This window comes from Rhizorhabdus antheiae (genome assembly GCF_049889055.1).
Lineage (GTDB): Bacteria > Pseudomonadota > Alphaproteobacteria > Sphingomonadales > Sphingomonadaceae > Rhizorhabdus.
The window spans coordinates 179,187-195,914 of sequence record NZ_JBLTWO010000006.1 but is presented as its reverse complement, the minus strand read 5'-3'; the positions used below and the strand labels follow the sequence as shown (position 1 = coordinate 195,914).

The 16,728-nt window shown below is 66.9% G+C and carries 13 protein-coding genes; 8 read left to right on the top strand and 5 right to left on the bottom strand.

Going from position 1 to position 16,728, the window contains the following annotated elements; translation table 11 throughout:
- The first annotated feature begins 25 nt into the window (after positions 1-25).
- The 3 genes from ACNI3R_RS13255 to ACNI3R_RS13245 all read left to right on the top strand — a co-directional run bounded on the left by ACNI3R_RS13255 (position 26) and on the right by ACNI3R_RS13245 (position 4,611).
- On the top strand, positions 26-2,008 hold the full coding sequence (locus ACNI3R_RS13255) for an acetyl-CoA carboxylase biotin carboxylase subunit (RefSeq protein ID WP_426184035.1): 1,983 nt from the start codon (positions 26-28) through the stop codon (positions 2,006-2,008).
- 254 nt (positions 2,009-2,262) lie between these two features.
- Entirely contained in the window at positions 2,263-4,182 is a 1,920-nt protein-coding gene (locus tag ACNI3R_RS13250; protein WP_426184033.1) for a methyl-accepting chemotaxis protein, read from the top strand.
- A 78-nt stretch (positions 4,183-4,260) separates the two neighbouring features.
- Complete coding sequence (locus ACNI3R_RS13245; RefSeq protein ID WP_426184031.1) at positions 4,261-4,611, top strand: energy transducer TonB; 351 nt, start codon at positions 4,261-4,263, stop codon at positions 4,609-4,611.
- A gap of 31 nt (positions 4,612-4,642) precedes the next feature.
- Here the strand turns inward: ACNI3R_RS13245 and eda are convergent, their stop codons facing one another.
- From eda to zwf, 5 genes are read right to left on the bottom strand one after another with little or no spacing between them, the layout of a single operon-like run.
- A complete protein-coding gene (eda, locus tag ACNI3R_RS13240; protein ID WP_426184029.1) occupies positions 4,643-5,254 on the bottom strand; it encodes a bifunctional 4-hydroxy-2-oxoglutarate aldolase/2-dehydro-3-deoxy-phosphogluconate aldolase in 612 nt (203 codons plus the stop codon).
- Positions 5,251-6,216, bottom strand: coding sequence for a glucokinase (locus tag ACNI3R_RS13235; protein ID WP_426184027.1), 966 nt, complete (start codon positions 6,214-6,216; stop codon positions 5,251-5,253). Before ACNI3R_RS13235 ends, eda begins: the two co-directional genes overlap by 4 nt.
- Complete coding sequence (gene edd / locus ACNI3R_RS13230; protein ID WP_426184025.1) at positions 6,216-8,036, bottom strand: phosphogluconate dehydratase; 1,821 nt, start codon at positions 8,034-8,036, stop codon at positions 6,216-6,218. Before edd ends, ACNI3R_RS13235 begins: the two co-directional genes overlap by 1 nt.
- Before the next feature lie 55 nt (positions 8,037-8,091).
- Positions 8,092-8,796 (bottom strand): 6-phosphogluconolactonase, encoded by a 705-nt coding sequence (gene pgl / locus ACNI3R_RS13225; protein ID WP_426184023.1) that lies wholly within the window; start codon positions 8,794-8,796, stop codon positions 8,092-8,094.
- 59 nt (positions 8,797-8,855) lie between these two features.
- Positions 8,856-10,313: a glucose-6-phosphate dehydrogenase gene (zwf, locus tag ACNI3R_RS13220; protein WP_426184021.1), complete on the bottom strand. Its 1,458-nt coding sequence runs from the start codon at positions 10,311-10,313 to the stop codon at positions 8,856-8,858.
- A 161-nt stretch (positions 10,314-10,474) separates the two neighbouring features.
- On the opposite strand from zwf, the gene ACNI3R_RS13215 reads away from it, so the two are divergent.
- The 5 genes from ACNI3R_RS13215 to ACNI3R_RS13195 all read left to right on the top strand — a co-directional run bounded on the left by ACNI3R_RS13215 (position 10,475) and on the right by ACNI3R_RS13195 (position 16,704).
- Positions 10,475-11,266 (top strand): GNAT family N-acetyltransferase, encoded by a 792-nt coding sequence (locus ACNI3R_RS13215; protein WP_426184019.1) that lies wholly within the window; start codon positions 10,475-10,477, stop codon positions 11,264-11,266.
- 120 nt (positions 11,267-11,386) lie between these two features.
- Positions 11,387-13,387, top strand: a complete 2,001-nt coding sequence (locus ACNI3R_RS13210) for a TonB-dependent receptor plug domain-containing protein (protein ID WP_426184017.1) — start codon at positions 11,387-11,389, stop codon at positions 13,385-13,387.
- Positions 13,388-13,465: 78 nt separating this feature from the next.
- Complete coding sequence (locus ACNI3R_RS13205; RefSeq protein ID WP_426184015.1) at positions 13,466-14,764, top strand: dicarboxylate/amino acid:cation symporter; 1,299 nt, start codon at positions 13,466-13,468, stop codon at positions 14,762-14,764.
- A gap of 33 nt (positions 14,765-14,797) precedes the next feature.
- Positions 14,798-15,907, top strand: coding sequence for a sensor histidine kinase (locus tag ACNI3R_RS13200; RefSeq protein ID WP_426184013.1), 1,110 nt, complete (start codon positions 14,798-14,800; stop codon positions 15,905-15,907).
- Positions 15,904-16,704, top strand: coding sequence for a LytR/AlgR family response regulator transcription factor (locus ACNI3R_RS13195; RefSeq protein ID WP_374648618.1), 801 nt, complete (start codon positions 15,904-15,906; stop codon positions 16,702-16,704). Before ACNI3R_RS13200 ends, ACNI3R_RS13195 begins: the two co-directional genes overlap by 4 nt.
- Positions 16,705-16,728 lie beyond the last annotated feature (24 nt).

The following is a 16,728-nucleotide window of genomic DNA, read 5'->3' as shown; positions in this document are numbered from 1 at the left end:
ACGGGATAGGGAAGCGACGACGCCCATGTTCAAGAAGATCCTGATCGCCAATCGCGGTGAAATCGCCTGCCGCGTCATCAAGACCGCCCGCCGCATGGGCATCAAGACGGTCGCCGTCTATTCGGATGCCGATGCGCGCGCACCGCATGTCGAGATGGCCGATGAGGCGGTTCACATCGGCGCTTCGCCCGCTTCCGAATCCTATCTGATCGCCGACAAGATCATCGCCGCCTGCAAGGCGACGGGCGCCGAAGCCGTGCACCCCGGCTATGGCTTCCTGTCCGAGCGGACGAGCTTCGCCGAGGCGCTCGACGCCGCCGGCATCGCCTTCATCGGCCCGCCGGTCGGTGCGATCGCGGCGATGGGCGACAAGATCGAATCGAAGAAGCTGGCCAAGCAGGCCGGCGTCAACGTCGTCCCCGGCTTCGTCGGCGAGATCGAGGACACCGACCACGCGGTGCGCATCGCCAACGACATCGGCTATCCGGTGATGATGAAGGCGTCTGCGGGCGGCGGCGGCAAGGGTATGCGCCTCGCCTATAGCGAGAAGGATGTCCGCGAGAATTTCGAGAGCGTGAAGCGCGAAGGCCTCGCGAGCTTCGGCGACGACCGCGTTTTCATCGAGAAGTTCATCGAGAGCCCGCGCCACATCGAGATCCAGGTGCTCGGCGACAAGCACGGCAATATCCTCTACCTGAACGAGCGCGAGTGCTCGATCCAGCGGCGCCACCAGAAGGTCGTCGAAGAGGCGCCCTCGCCCTTCGTTTCGCCCGAGATGCGCAAGGCGATGGGCGAGCAGGCCGTCGCTCTGGCGCGCGCCGTCGGCTATTACAGCGCGGGCACGGTCGAACTGATCGTGTCGGGCGCCGACAAGACCGGCCAGGGCTTCTACTTCCTCGAGATGAACACCCGTCTCCAGGTCGAGCATCCGGTCACCGAATATATCACCGGCCTCGACCTGGTCGAACAGATGATCCGCGTCGCCTATGGCGAGAAGCTCGCCCTCACCCAGGACGATGTGAAGATCAACGGCTGGGCGGTCGAGAACCGTGTCTATGCCGAGGATCCCTATCGCGGCTTCCTGCCGTCGACCGGCCGCCTCGTCCGCTATCGCCCGCCGGCCGAGGTCGATCATGTCCGGGTCGACGACGGCGTCTATGAGGGCTCCGAAATCTCGATGTTCTACGACCCGATGATCGCCAAGCTGGTGACCTGGGGCGAGACGCGCGAGGCCGCGATCGACAAGCAGATCACCGCGCTCGACCGGTTCGAGATCGACGGCATCGGCCACAATATCGATTTCCTCTCGGCGCTGATGCAGCATCCGCGTTTCCGCTCGGGCAACATCACCACCGGCTTCATCGCCGAGGAATTCCCCGAGGGCTTCCAGGGTGCGCCCGCCAGCGACAAGCTCAGCCTGCAGCTTGCGGCGATCGCCGGCGTGCTCGCCAGCATCGACGCCGCCCGCGCCGCACATATCGACGGACGCCTCAACGGCCCGGCCGAGCCGTCGGCCAGCTGGGTCGTCACGCTGGACGGTGTCGAACGCACGGTCGAGATCGCGGGTGATGCGGTGACCGTGGATGGCACGTCGGTGGTGGTCGACGCCCCCTATATTCCGGGCCAGCGCCTGGTCGAGGCGGTCATCGATGGCGAGGGCCTGTCGCTGCGTGTCGAACGCAAGCGGACCGGCTGGACGTTCACCACGCGTGGTGCAAGCCACAGCCTTCGCGTGCTGACGCCGCGCGTTGCCGCCTTGTCGCACCACATGATCGACAAGGTGCCGCCGGATCTGTCACGTTTCCTGCTGTGCCCGATGCCGGGTCTCGTCACCGCGATTCACGTGGGCGAGGGTGCCAAGGTCGAGGCAGGCCAGCCGCTGGCTGTAGTCGAGGCGATGAAGATGGAGAATATCCTGCGCGCCGAGAAGGCCGGAACGGTCAAGTCAGTGGCCGCCAAGCCGGGCGACAGCCTGGCTGTCGACGCCGTCATCCTCGAATTCGAATAAACCGCAATCGGCAGAGTCTGCCCACCGGGCGGGCGCCATCATCGACGATATCTTGCTGACCCGGGGCGGAATTCCGCTCCGGGTCATGGTTTATGCGGTGTTAGCCATAAGTCATGTAAGCATAAGAAATGGCGGCATCTTCGCGAACCGCCCGCGCCGGCCCTTACGAATAATCAATAATCTTGCGGTTACTACCTTGTCCGAAGCGGAGGGGACGATTCGCATCGTCTTCCCTGGCCAAGATGGAGGTAGAGATGGGACTACTGGCCCGGTTCGGGATCGGTGCGAAAATGGGGCTGGCATTCCTGCTTATGCTGGGAATGCTGGCGGGCCTCGGCGCCTTCGCGGTCATGAAGATCGGCGAAGTCAACGAGCGGTCGAACGAGATGCGGACGCAGTGGCTTCCCGCTACGAAGCTCGTGGGCGACATTCACGCCTATACGTCGCAATATCGCATCAGCCAGGGCCTCCACGTCATGTCGGAGGACGAGGCAGGACGCCGCAAGGCCAGTATCCAGCTGCGCAACGCCGACAAGGCGATCCGCCGCATGCTCGACGACTATGCGCCCTATGCCAAGGGTCCCGAGCAGACCGCCGCCTATGACGCGTTGAAGTCGAGCTGGGAAGAGTATCTCGCGTCCAACGCCCAGCTGACCCAGACCGCCGAATCGGGCGATGCGGCCGCAGCCGTGGCGCTGTTCCGCGGCGACAGCCTCGACAAATTCTACGCCGTTGAGGACAATATCCTCGCGCTGGTCGATCTCAACGACAAGGGCGGCCAGACCGCTTCGCAGTCGGCCGCCGCCATCTACGCCAAGACTCGCACATTGGTCATCCAGCTGATCGCTGGCTCGCTCGCTCTCGCCGTCATCCTGATGATCATGCTGCTGATCGGCATCGCCCGTCCGCTATCGAAGATGAGCGCCGCCGTCCGTTCGCTGTCCAATGGCGACCTGTCGGTGTCGATCCCAGCGCTCCGTCGTCATGACGAGATCGGTGGCCTGGCCCGCGCTCTGGATGGTTTCAAGGCGCTGTTCGCCGCCGAACAGGAGCGTGCTCTGGCCGACCAGCGCCGCGCTGCCGAGGAACTGGCCCAGGCCCAGGCGACGCAGCGTACGGTCGAGCTCATCGGCGCCGGCCTGTCGGCGGTGGCCCATGGCGACCTCACCGTCCGCGTGCCGAACGATGCCCAGGGACCGCTCGCCCAGCTGCACCACGATTTCAACGAGGCACTCGACCGTCTGTCGACCACGATCACCGAGATCATCGATGGCTTCGGCACGATCCGCTCGGGCACCGGCGAAATCGCCCAGGCGGCGCAGGACCTGTCGCAGCGCACCGAGAGCCAGGCCCACTCGCTGGCGCGGACGGCCAGTGCGCTCGAGCAGTTCATGGGCACCGTCCGCCTGACCGCCGGCAACGCCCGCGAAACCAGCGAGAAGGTTGCGGCAGCCCGCTCGGCCGCCGAATCGATGGGCACGACCGCTCGTCAGGCGATCGAAGCGATGCGCACGATCGAATCGTCGAGCCGCGAGATGGAGGAGATCGTCTCGACCATCGACAACCTCGCCTTCCAGACCAACCTCCTGGCGCTCAATGCGGGCGTCGAGGCGGCCCGCGCGGGCCCGGCCGGTGCCGGCTTCGCGGTGGTCGCGACCGAGGTCCGTGTTCTCGCCCAGCGTTGCACCGACGCAGCCGGCAAGATCCGCGACCTGATCGCCACCTCGGGTCACCAGGTCGTCAGCGGTGTGGAACTGGTCGAGCGTTCGGGTTCCGCCCTGGGCACGATCGTCGAGGAGTTCGGCCAGGTCGCCGACCTGATCGCCGAGATCGCCGCCGCCAACGAGCAGCAGGCCACGGGCCTCAACGAGATCAACGCCGGCGTGTCCTCGATGGACAATGCGACCCAGCAGAACGCCGCGATGGTCGAGGAAACCAATGCCAGCGTCCAGAGCCTCTCTGCCGAGGCGCAGCGGCTCGCCGATCGTGTCGGCGGCTTCCGCACCGGCCAGCAGGCTCCGACGCGCCGGGCACCGGCGCGACCGGCACCGGCTCCGCGGGTTTCCGCACCGGCACCGACGCGCGCTGCTGCCCCGGCCAAATGGGCCAGCCCCGCTCCGGTTCACGGCGCGCTCGCACTGAAGGTCGAGGAAGACGACTGGACCGAATTCTGATCCCCCTCGGACGGCGGAGTATCCGGATCCGTCGCTCCACCCACCCCACCCCCAATAGTTCCAATCACGGAGGGCAATGTGACTGTACGCTTTCGTAATCTCCTCATCGGTTTGACGGCTGCGACGATGGTCGCCGGCGCGGCGAATGCCGCGGCGACGCCCGAATGGACGGCGCGCATCCGCCAGATGATCGCCTCTAAGCAGGATTATCCGAACGCTGCCCAGATGCGTGGCGATGAGGGTACCGCCAAGGTCAAGCTCGACGTCTCCGACGACGGCTCGGTCGCTGCGGCTTCGATCGTGCAGCCCTCGGGCTCGGCCCTGCTCGACAAGGAAGCCCTCGCCGCGATCAAGCGCGTCGGCAATTTCCCGGCTCCTCCGGGCGGTGCGGTTTCGGTCGTGGTCCCGCTGACCTGGAAGCTTCAGTAAGCTTCACAGGTCGCAAGACGAAGGCGGGCGGTCAGCGCGGCAGCAATGCCGCGGCGGCCGCCCGCTTGCGTATTTCGGCCACATCGGGTTCGCCCGCCGGCACCACCCAGCTGCCGCCGACGCATAGGACGGCGTCGAGCGCCAGCCAGTCGCCGGCACTCTGTTCGGTGATCCCGCCCGTCGGGCAGAAGCGCGCCTTGAACAGCGGCGCCGCGAGCGCCTTGAGCGCAGGAATGCCGCCATTGGCGGTGGCCGGGAAGAATTTGAAATGGGTCAGCCCCATGTCGAGCCCGCGCATGACGTCGCCCGCATTGGCGGTGCCGGGGAGGAAGGGTATGCCGCTGGCGATCGCGGCATTGGCCAGCGGATCGGTCAGCCCGGGCGAAACCAGGAAGCGCGCGCCGGCATCGACGCTGGCCTTTACATCGTCGGGGTTGAGCACCGTGCCGGCGCCGACGACCGCGCCCTCGACCTTCGCCATCTCCCGGATGACGTCGAGCGCTGCGGGGGTCCGCAGCGTGACTTCGAGTGCGGGCAGGCCGCCCTCGACCAAAGCCTCGGCGATCGGCCGGGCATGGGCCACGTCGTGAATCACCAGCACGGGGATCACCGGTGCCAGCATCATGATGTTTTCGACGGTCATGCCAGTTCCTCTTGATAAGCGGCGGCGGCACCCAGCAATCCCGCTTCGGGATGACGGGCGAGCCTGATGGGAAAATGGCCCATGCGGGCCTCGAACCGTCCCTTGGCGCGGAACCGGTCGTGGAAGAGCGGCCCTTTCAGCCGGGCCTCGATGCGGTTGGCGAGGCCGCCGGTCACCACCACGGCGTTAGCGCCATGCGCGAGCGCGAGATCGCCGGCGACCGCGCCGAAGGACATGACCAGACGGTCGAGCGCCTGTGCCGCCAGCGCATCCTCTCCGTCGATCGCAGCCTGCCAGAGCGAGGCATCGTCGCGCGGCACGATGGCAAGCCCGCCGACCATCGCGAGCGTCTCGTGAATGTCCGACAGCGCCGGGCCCGAGACGATCCGTTCGATCGAGACGCGGCGATGCCGCTCGCGCAGGCGGGCCAGCAGCCTCTCCTCGAACCCGTCCAGTGCGGCGAAGTCGAGGTGGCCGCCCTCGGTCGGCAGGACGATGCGCCGTCCATGGCGACGGACGAGCTGAGCGACGCCGAGGCCCGTGCCGGGTCCGATGACGGTGGTCACGCCGGTCTCGGGCACGGGTCCGTCCGGTCCGCCCAACGGCACCAGCTCCTGTTCGGTCAACACGCCCACCGCCGCCGCCATGGCGGCGAAATCGTTGATCAGGGTCAGGCTGCGCAGCCCCAGCTCGTCGGCCAGGGTCGAGGGGCGGATCGTCCAGCTGTTGTTGGTGAAACGGATCAACTCACCCTCGATCGGGCCGGCGATGGCGATGCAGGCGGCATCGGGCAGGCTGCCGCCTTCGTCGCGCGCGAAGGCCGCCCAGGCGTCGGCGAGGCCGGCATGGTCGGCGGTGCGATATTTGCGCGGCGTGCCGAGCGTAGGGCGCCGGTCGCTATGCAGCTCGGCGATGGCGAAACGGGCGTTGGTCCCGCCCAGGTCGACGGCGACGAGCTTCATCAGAGCCCGGCCGCTGCCAGCATCGCCGAAGCCCCGCGCTCGGCCGCATCGGCGCCCGCGCGCATGAAGGCGAACAGCTCGCGCCCGGTTCCGCTCGCCGGGGGTGGGGGCGATGCCGGTTCGCGCGCTTCCCATTCGGCCGCATCGACCAGCACGCTGATCTCGCCTTTGTGACCGCACAGGCGGACGATGTCGCCGTCGCGCAGTCTCGCGATCGGGCCATGCGCCAGCGCCTCGGGGGTCAGGTGGATCGCCGCCGGCACCTTGCCGCTCGCCCCCGACATGCGCCCGTCGGTGACAAGCGCGACGCGATGGCCGCGATCTTGCAGCACCCCCAGCGGGGGGGTCAGCTTGTGCAGTTCGGGCATGCCATTGGCCTGCGGTCCCTGGAAGCGGACGACGACGACGACGTCGCGGTCGAGTTCGCCCGCCTTGAAGGCCGCGGTGACCTGATCCTGATCGTCGAAGATGCGCGCGGGCGCCTCGATCGTCCAGCGTTCGGACGCGACCGCGCTGGTCTTGAACGTGCCCCGGCCGAGATTGCCCTGAACGAGACGCATGCCGCCATCGGGCTGAAACGGATTGGAGACCGGACGCAACATGGTCTCGTCGCGCGGCAGGGCAGGGGCGGGCGCCCAGGTGAGGGTTTCGCCGTCCAGCGTCGGATCGGCGGCATAGTCCCCCAGATCCTTGCCGGCGACGGTCAGTATGTCGCGGTGGAGCAGCCCGCCGTCGATCAGCGTGGCGATGACATAGGCCATGCCCCCCGCCGCCTGGAAATGGTTCACGTCGCCCGAACCGTTGGGATAGACCCGCGCGATCAGCGGCACCGCCGCCGACAGCCGGTCGATATCCTCCCAGTCGATCACGATGCCCGCTGCGCGCGCGATGGCGGGCAGGTGGATGACATGGTTGGTCGAGCCGCCCGTCGCCAGCAGGCCGACGGCCGCGTTGACGATCGCCTTTTCGTCGACGCAGCGGCCGAGCGGGCGATAGTCGTCGCCGTCCCAGCCGATCTTGCCGAGCCGGTGGACAGCGGCACGGGTCAGCTCCTGGCGCAGCCTGGTGCCCGGATTGACGAAGGCCGCGCCGGGGATGTGGAGGCCCATCACCTCCATCATCATCTGGTTGGAATTGGCGGTGCCATAGAAGGTGCAGGTGCCCGCGCCATGATAGGAGGCGGATTCGGCCTCGAGCAGTTCCTCGCGGCCGACCTTGCCCTCGGCATAGAGCTGGCGGACGCGCTGCTTTTCCTTGTTGGCCAGACCGGAGGGCATCGGGCCGGCGGGGATCAGGATCGTGGGCAGATGCCCGAAGCGCAGCGCGCCGATCAGCAGCCCCGGCACGATCTTGTCGCAGATGCCGAGCAGGGCTGCGCCTTCGAACATGCCATGGCTCAGCGCGACGGCGGTCGAGAGGGCGATGGTGTCGCGACTGAACAGCGACAGCTCCATGCCTTTCTGCCCCTGGGTGACGCCATCGCACATGGCGGGGACGCCGCCTGCGACCTGCGCGGTCAGGCCGGCCTCGCGCGCCCACAGCTTCATCTGGTCGGGATAGCGACCATAGGGCTGATGCGCCGACAGCATGTCGTTATAGGCGGTTACGATGCCGATGTTCATCGCGCGGCCGTCGCGGATCGCCGCCTTGTCCTCGCCCGAAGCGGCGAAGCCATGCGCCAGATTGCCGCAGGACAGGCGCGGACGGTCCACGCCCGTGTCGCGCTCGCGCTCGATCAGGTCGAGATAGGCCTGACGGCCTGGCCTGGACCGCTCGACGATCCGGGCGGTGACGGCCTCGACGGCCGGATGCAAAGTCATCGTTCCCACTCCCTCGCTGGGACCGGGCCGGGCGCGCCTCGTCGCCCGTCGCCGGTCATGCGCACCAATGAATGTCGATCGCCTGCTCGGCGTCGGCCAGAACCCGTCCGATCGGCAGCGGCGAGCCTGCGCCGTCCTTGATCGCGCGTTCGAGCAGCGTCTTCTTGTCCTTGCCGGTGACGACCACGGTCAGCGTGCGCGCCGACAATATGGCGGCGCGGGTCAGCGTCACGCGGGCGACGGGCGCCTCGGCGGGCAGCGGATCGGGCAGCACGCCCACCGCGCGACGCGCCTTGGGTGCGTCCAGCGCCTCGTCGAGATCGGGACCGGCGAAGATCGAGGCGGTGTGCCCGTCATTGCCCATCCCCAGCCAGACCAGATCGGGCGGCCAGGGCAGTTCCTGCAGCCGCGCATCGGCGGCCCGACCGGCGGCCTTATGGTCGGGGGCCTTCTCGCTGATGAAGGGGATGACGCGGGCGCCCTTGGGCAGGAAAATGCGCGCCAGCATCGCCGCGTTCGACAGCGGATCGGTCATCGCCACGATCCGGTCATCGGTCGGGACGATCATCACCTTCTTCCAGTCGATCCTGGCCTTGGCCAGCTTTTCGTAGATCGGGACAGGTGTGCGTCCGCCCGGCAGGGCGAGCAGGCATTGTCCGCGCGCATCGAGCGCCGATTCGACGATGAAACCGATATCGCCGGCTACCGCTTCGGCCAGTTCCTCGGCATCTTCATAGTCCCACCATTCGGCTTCGATCATCAGTCTTTCCTTTCATGGCCGCCGCTTCACGCATTGGCCGTGTCGCGCGCTGCGGCGCCTCAATCGTGCCAGGTGACCCCGTCGCGCTCGGTCAGAGCAATCGCAGCGGACGGTCCCCATGTCCCGGCGGTGTAGGGCTTGGGCTTCATCGAATTGGCAGCCCAGCCTTCGCGGATCGCATCGATCCACTCCCATTGGGCCTCTACCTCGTCGCGCCGGACGAACAAGGTCTGGTCGCCCTCGATCAGGTCGAGCAGCAGCCTTTCATAGGCGATCCGACGCCGGCTGTCGGCGAAGGCGTTGGGCATCGAGATGTCGAGCGGCACCTCGCGCAGGCGGATGCCGTCGCGATCGAGGCCGGGTTCCTTGGACATCAGCATCAGCCGGACATTCTCGTCGGGCTGCAAACGGATGATCAGCTTGTTGGGTTGCAACATCGCGCCGCGCCCCTCGAAGATCGAGTGGGGCACGCTCTTGAACCGGATGAAGATCTCCGACTGCCGGCTGGGCAGGCGTTTGCCGGTGCGCAGGTAGAAGGGCACGCCGCGCCAACGCCAATTGTCGATGTGCGCCTTGAGCGCGACGAAGGTTTCGGTGTCCGACGGCTTGCCCAATTCGTCGAGATAGCCCGGTACCGGCCCGCCGGCCATCGCGCCGGGGCCATATTGGCCGATCACGCTGTGGGTCGCCACGGTGGCGCGGTCGATCGGGCGCAACGAACGCAGAACCTTGACCTTCTCGTCGCGGACCGAGGTCGCGTCGAACTGCGCAGGCGGCTCCATCGCGACCAGCGCGAGCAGCTGGAGCATGTGGTTCTGGACCATGTCGCGGATCGCCCCGGCTCCGTCGTAGAAGCCGACCCGGCCTTCGAGGCCGACGGTTTCGGACACCGTGATCTGGACATGCTCGATCCCGCCGGCGCGCCACAGCGGCTCGAACAAGCTATTGGCGAAGCGCAGGGCGAGCAGGTTCTGGACGGTTTCTTTGCCCAGATAATGGTCGATGCGGAAGGTGCGATCCTCGGGGAAGACCGCCGCGACGGCGTCGTTGATCACTCGGCTGGACGCCATGTCGTAGCCGAGCGGCTTTTCCAGGCCGATGCGTACCCCGTCACCGGCGAGACCGGCGTTGGCCAGGCCCTCGATCGTCGAGCCGAACAGCGACGGCGCGGTCGACAGGAAGATCGACAGGCCCCGCTCGGTCGAACCCACACGCTCTGCAAGGGTCGCGAAGTCCTCTTCCTTCGACGCGTCGACCGGTACATAGCTGAGCCGTTCGAGAAAGGCGGCCAGCGCGTCGTCGTCGAGCCGTTCGGTTGGCACGAAGCGGCGCAGCGCGGTGTCGGCGAAGACCCGAAACTCCGTATCGGTCATCACGGTGCGTGCTGTGCAAACGATTGCAAGCGCGGGCGCCAAAAGACCCTCGGCGGCCAGTCCGTAGAGTGATGGCAAAAGCATGCGCTGCGATAGATCGCCGGTCGCTCCGAACAGAAGCAGCTTCTCGCTGGGTGTCGTCACCAGTTGGTCTCCCTCGTTTTCGCCGGCCCTATCCGGCGCCGCGCTCCGCGCCATGTAACGCAGTTGGAACGCCTGTGTAGCAAATGGATCGCCGCGCGGTAGCGGCCATGACGCATGGCCCGATTATTACCCTCCCATAGTTGCAGAAAGGGGACGGGTCCATGGCGCAGGCACTATCGTCGGCCGGTTCGGGCGAGCGGCGGCTGTCCGTAAGGCTGGCACGCGACGAAGCCGATATCGTCGCCGCCCAGCGGCTGCGCTATGACATATTCTTCCGCGACATGGGCGCAGCACGCGATGCCTTCGCCGACCTGCGCGACATCGATCCTTATGATGGCCTGTGCGATCATCTGCTGGTCGAGGATCAGGGCCGGCCGGGCAGCCCGGTGGTCGGCACCTATCGTCTGCTTCGCCAGAGCGTCGCCGAGGCGCATGACGGCTTCTATTCGGCGCATGAGTTCGACCTGTCGCCGGTGCTGGCGCATGGCCGCCGGGAGGGCATGGAACTGCTCGAGCTCGGCCGCTCTTGCGTTGATCCGGCCTATCGCGATGCCGGGACGATCCAGCTGCTGTGGCGCGGAATCGCCGATTATCTGCAGCGCCATGCGATCGGCTATATGTTCGGGTGCGCGAGCTTTCCCGGCGTCAACCCGGCCGAACATGCCGAGGGTCTTTCGCTGCTCGCGCACAATCATATGGCGATGCCCGAATTGCGGGCCCGGGCGATCGGCGATCAGGCGATCCCGCTCGCGGCGCTGCCGATCGGTGGCTATGACCCCCGTATCGCGCTGCGGCGCCTGCCGCCGCTGATCAAGGCCTATCTGCGGGTCGGCGCGGAGATCGGCGACGGCGCCTATATCGACCACGCCTTCAACACGATCGACGTGTTCGTGCTGGTCCCCGTCGCGCGCATCGCCGCGCGCTATGCCCAGCGTTTCGAGGTCGCCGCCTGACTTTTTCGCTGCGTCCGGGTGCTGCTGCCCCACGAAACGCATTGACGCGCCGCCACCAGGATGGTGATCCGCCTTCCCAGACCATGAGGGAGGATCGTCTTGCGGCAGGCCCGCTTATTGTTGAGCGCCACCATCTTGGCGGCACTGGCGCACCCGGCCTGCGCGGCGGAGGACGAAACCATCATCGTTTCGGGCTACGGCCTCGATCGTTCGCCCGGCGATGCCGCCTATGATGTGGTCAGCATCGATCGCGACCGCCTGACGCTGTCGGCCAGCGGGCGGATGGAAGACATATTGCGCGATGCCGCCGGCTTTCAGCAATTTCGCCGGTCGGATTCGCGGTCGGCCCACCCGACGAGCCAGGGTGTGACGCTGCGCGGTCTGGGCGGCAATGCGGCGACCCGCGCGCTCGTCCTGCTCGACGGGGTCCCCGTGATCGATCCGTTCGGCGGCTGGATCAGCTGGGCCGCGCTCGATCCGGCGCGGATCGGCCATGTCCGCGTCACGCGCGGGGGCGGAAGCGGCGTGCAGGGCGCCGGCGCGCTCGCCGGGACGATCGAACTGACGAGCGTCGGCGGCGATGACGCGCCGCGCGTCGATGCCGGGCTGGCCTATGGCAGCCGCAACTCGCTCGATGCCGATGCGACCGTCACCACAGCGCTCGGCGGGGGCTTTGCGATGATCTCGGCCGGCCATGCTCGGGGCGACGGCTTCGTGCCGATCGTCGCGGACGACCGGGGACCGATCGACCGCGCGGCGCGCTATCGCCAGAGCCGGGGTTCGGCGCGGGCTGTGATCCCGGCGGGCGAGGATGTCGAACTGCAGGCCAATGGTTCCTTCCTGCTCGACCAACGCGATCGCGGGGTTCCTTTCACCGGCAATGCCAATCTGGCGGTGGACGCCTCGCTGCGCCTCGTCGGGCGTGGTCGTTGGGGCTGGGAGGCGACCGCCTGGCTCCAGCACCGCGAATTTTCGAGCGGCTTCGCGAGCATCGGCGCGCGCCGGGCGACCGTTACCCAATCGCTCGACCAGTATAATGTCCCCGCCAACGGGGTCGGCGGCCGTTTCGAACTGCGGCCCTGGCTGGGCGAGGGGCGGACATTGCGGCTGGGCGGCGATCTGCGCCATGTCAGCGGCCGGACCGAAGAAGTGGTGGTCGCGACCAATGTCGGCCGCGTCGCGGGCGGCGAGCAGCGCATCTATGGCGGCTTTGCCGAACTGGCGCTGCTGCCGGCGCCGGGCCTGACGCTGACCGCGAGCGGCCGGATCGACCGCTGGGAATTGCGCGACGGCCGGCGGACAGAGATCAACCGCAACAGCGGCGCGCTCGTGGCGGCGAACAGCCAGCGCTATGCCGACCGCTCGGGCACCGAAACGACGGGTCGTGCAGGCATTGCCTGGAACCCGCCGGGTCTGGCGGCGGTGCAGCTGCGCGGTGCCGCCTATAGCGGCTGGCGCCTGCCGACGCTCAACGAACTCTATCGCCCTTTCCGCGCGGGCAATGACAGCACCATCGCCAATCCGCTGCTCGACCCGGAGCGGGTGGAGGGGATCGAGAGCGCCTTGTCCTATGCGCCGCTGCCCGGCTGGCGCGCCTCGGTGACGCTGTTCTGGAACAAGCTCGACGACGCCATCTCCAACGTCACGATCGCGGCGAATACGCGCCAGCGCCAGAATGTCGATGCGATCCGCAGCCGGGGCATCGAGATGGAGGCGATGGGCACGCTCGGCGAATGGCGCCTCTCGGCCAGCTATTCGCACATCGATCCGCGCGTCCGCGCCCGTGGTGCTGCGGCGGCACTGGCAGGGCTGCGTCCGGCACAGACCCCGCGCGATCAGGGCAGCGTCCAGCTCGAATGGAACCGACCCGGTACGGCGCGCGCGGGGGTCACGGCCCGCTATATCGGCCGCCAGTTCGAGGATGACCAGAACAGCCGGCAGCTGCGCGATGCGCTGACCTTCGATGCGGTCGCGTCGGTGGTGCTCGGCGGCGGGCTGACCGCCGAAGTGCGTGCGGAAAACCTGGCCGACACGCTGGTCGAGGCGACGGTCGGTGCCGACGGCACGATCGAACGCGCGACGCCGCGTACCCTGTGGCTGGCGCTGCGCTACGTTCGCTGACGTGTAGCCGATGGCCGGGATTGATGTTGGCGTGCCGATGTGGTGCGGTCGGCCGATCCACTGGAGGACCTTCCCGCGATGATCATCGACACGGCCGACGCCCCGGTTGCCCGGCCGCCCTTCTGGCGCTCGCTCTATGCACAGGTGCTGGCGGCGATCGTGCTCGGCGTCGCGCTGGGCTGGCTGGCGCCCGACATCGGCGAACAGCTCAAGCCGCTCGGTGATGCCTTCATCAAGCTGGTGAAGATGATCATCGCACCGGTGATCTTCCTGACGGTCGTCACGGGGATCGCAGGGCTCGGCCATCTTGGCGAACTCGGTCGCGTCGCCGCCAAGGCCTTCGGCTATTTCCTGACCGTATCGACGCTGGCGCTGATCGTCGGCCTGATCGTCGCCAATGTCGTCCAGCCCGGCAGCGGCCTGCATATCGCGCCGGCCTCGCTCGATGCGAGCCACGTCGCCGACTATGCGCAGAAGGCGCACGACCAGACGCTGCTCGGCTTCCTGATGGGAATCATCCCCGACACACTGCTGTCGGCGATCGCCAAGGGCGAGATATTGCAGGTGCTGTTCGTCGCGATCCTGTTCGGCATCGCGCTGTCGCTCGTCGGCCCTCGCGCCAGCCCGGTGCTCGACCTGCTCGAAACGCTGACGCTGGTCATCTTCCGGCTGGTCGCGATCCTCATGAAGGCCGCACCGATCGGCGCCTTCGGCGCGATGGCCTTCACCATCGGCAAATTCGGTGTGGGCACGCTTGCCAATCTCGGCGGGCTGATCCTCTGCTTCTACCTGACCTCGGCGCTGTTCATCCTGGTCGTGCTGGGTCTGATCGCGCGCCTGTCCGGCTTCTCGATCCTGCGCCTGATCGCCTATCTGAAGGACGAACTGCTGCTGGTGCTCGGCACGTCAAGCTCGGAAAGTGCGCTGCCCAATCTGATGACCAAGATGGAGCAGGCGGGCTGTGCCAAGCCTGTCGTCGGGCTGGTCGTGCCGACCGGCTATTCGTTCAATCTCGACGGCACCAACATCTACATGACGCTGGCCGCGCTGTTCATCGCGCAGGCCTGCGACATCCATCTGTCGCTCGGCGACCAGATCAGCCTGCTGCTGGTGGCGATGATCTCGTCCAAGGGGGCCGCCGGGGTTACGGGCGCGGGTTTCGTCACACTCGCGGCGACCTTGTCGATCGTGCCTTCGGTTCCCGTCGCGGGGATGGCGCTGATCCTGGGCATCGATCGCTTCATGTCCGAATGCCGCAGCCTGACCAACTTCATCGGCAACGCCGTGGCGACGGTGGTCGTCGCCCGCTGGGAGGGGGCGCTCGACCGCGAGAAGCTGGCCGCAGCGCTTGGCGGCCGCGACGTCCGGCGAGGCTAAACAAACGGCTTCGCATCGGCTAAGCCAGCGGCGATGCCACTTACGCTCATCGGCTCGAAGCCGTTCTTCGACGACAAGAACCATGCCTTCTGGGTGCTCCAGTCGGCGGGCTGGACGGGCTATTTCGTCCTGCGCGCGCTTGGCGGGCTCGCCAATAATATGGGTCTGCTGTTCGTCGTCCCCACCGCCCTGTCGACCGCCACCGGCTATTCGCTGACGCTGCTGATGGCCTCGGCCTATCGCCGGCTGATCCGGCTGCGGCCGATCGTCACCTGGTCGGTCTCGATCCTCATATTGGTGCTCGCCTCGGCGACCTTTTCCTCGATCGAGACCTGGGCGCATGCGACCTTCTACCGCCCGCAGGAAATGCCGAAGGGCATCCAGTTCTTCGGAGCGATCCTGCTCGATCTCGCGCTGCTGGCGGCCTGGTCGGCGCTCTATTACGGCATCAATTTCTACCTGCTGCTCGAGGAGCAGTCCGATCGGGTCGAACGGCTCGAAAGCCAGGCGAGTTCGGCACAGCTGGCGATGCTGCGCTACCAGCTCAATCCGCATTTCCTCTTCAACACGCTCAATTCGATCTCCACTCTGGTGCTGCTCAAGGAGACTCAGCGGGCCAATGCGATGCTGTCGCGGCTGTCCTCCTTCCTGCGCTACACCCTGGCGAACGAGCCCGAGGGCACGGTCAGTCTGGCCCAGGAGGTCGAGACGCTGAAACTCTATCTCGACATCGAGAAGATGCGTTTCGAGGACCGTCTCCGCGCGAGCTTCGACGTCGATCCTGCCGCTGCCGAGGCGCGCTTGCCGTCGCTGCTGCTCCAGCCGCTGGTCGAAAATGCGATCAAATATGCCGTCACCCCGCTGGAGGAGGGCGCGGACATCAATGTGACCGCGCGAATCACCGGCATGGAACCGGAGCGCCGTCTGGTCATTACGGTCACGGATACTGGCCCGGGGTTGACCGATGGAGTGACGCGTCCCACCTATTCGACAGGCGTCGGTCTGGCGAACATTCGCGACAGGCTGGCGCAGGCATATGGCACGGACCAAAGATTTGAGGTCCAGACTGACCGGGCGGAAGGGTTCGGGGTCGTTATCGACATCCCCTTCCACACCGCGAAACAGCGCAAGGACAATGCATGACGATCCGCACCATTCTCGTCGATGACGAGCCCCTGGCCATTCAGGGCCTGAAGCTCCGGCTGGCGCCGCACGAGGATGTCGAAATCATCGAAACCTGCCTGAACGGCCGCGAGGCGATCCGGGCGATCAAGACCCACAAGCCCGATCTTGTCTTCCTCGATATCCAGATGCCCGGCTTCGACGGCTTCTCGGTGATCCAGGGCCTGATGGAGATCGAGCCACCGCTGTTCGTCTTCGTCACCGCTTATGAGGACCATGCGATTCGGGCCTTCCAGGCGCAGGCGCTCGACTATCTGCTCAAGCCGGTCGACGAGCAGCGGCTTGCCGACACGCTCGATCGCGCTCGGCAGCGGCTCGTCGAGAAGAAGGGTGTCGAGGAGGTCGGGCGGCTCAAGGAAGTGCTGGCCGAGGTCGCCCCCGACGCGGTCGACACGCTGGGTGAAGGTGACGAGGCGCCAGCCTCGAACCGCTTCGAGAAGATGATCAACATCAAGGATCGCGGCAAGATCTTCCGCGTCGATGTGGATTCGATCGAGCGGATCGATGCTGCCGGCGACTATATGTGCATCTATACCGGCGACAACACGCTGATCCTGCGCGAGACGATGAAGGATCTGGAAAAGCGGCTCGACCCGCGCCGCTTCCAGCGCGTCCACCGCTCGACCATCGTCAATCTCGATCTGGTGCGCGAGGTGAAGCCGCACACCAATGGCGAGTGTTTCCTCGTGCTCGACAGCGGCGCACAGGTGAAGGTCAGCCGCTCCTACCGCGAGGTCGTCGCCCGCTTCGTCCATTGACGACGGCCGTCCTGCGGCTGGAGG

Coding starts and splice junctions, on each gene's coding strand:
- ACNI3R_RS13255 (WP_426184035.1), top strand. CDS start 26: ATGTTCAAGAAGATCCTGATCGCCAATCGCGGTGAAATCGCCTGCCGC.
- ACNI3R_RS13250 (WP_426184033.1), top strand. CDS start 2,263: ATGGGACTACTGGCCCGGTTCGGGATCGGTGCGAAAATGGGGCTGGCA.
- eda (WP_426184029.1), bottom strand. CDS start 5,254: ATGACCGTCGAAAACATCATGATGCTGGCACCGGTGATCCCCGTGCTG.
- ACNI3R_RS13235 (WP_426184027.1), bottom strand. CDS start 6,216: ATGAAGCTCGTCGCCGTCGACCTGGGCGGGACCAACGCCCGTTTCGCC.
- edd (WP_426184025.1), bottom strand. CDS start 8,036: ATGACTTTGCATCCGGCCGTCGAGGCCGTCACCGCCCGGATCGTCGAG.
- pgl (WP_426184023.1), bottom strand. CDS start 8,796: ATGATCGAAGCCGAATGGTGGGACTATGAAGATGCCGAGGAACTGGCC.
- ACNI3R_RS13215 (WP_426184019.1), top strand. CDS start 10,475: ATGGCGCAGGCACTATCGTCGGCCGGTTCGGGCGAGCGGCGGCTGTCC.
- ACNI3R_RS13205 (WP_426184015.1), top strand. CDS start 13,466: ATGATCATCGACACGGCCGACGCCCCGGTTGCCCGGCCGCCCTTCTGG.
- ACNI3R_RS13200 (WP_426184013.1), top strand. CDS start 14,798: ATGCCACTTACGCTCATCGGCTCGAAGCCGTTCTTCGACGACAAGAAC.
- ACNI3R_RS13195 (WP_374648618.1), top strand. CDS start 15,904: ATGACGATCCGCACCATTCTCGTCGATGACGAGCCCCTGGCCATTCAG.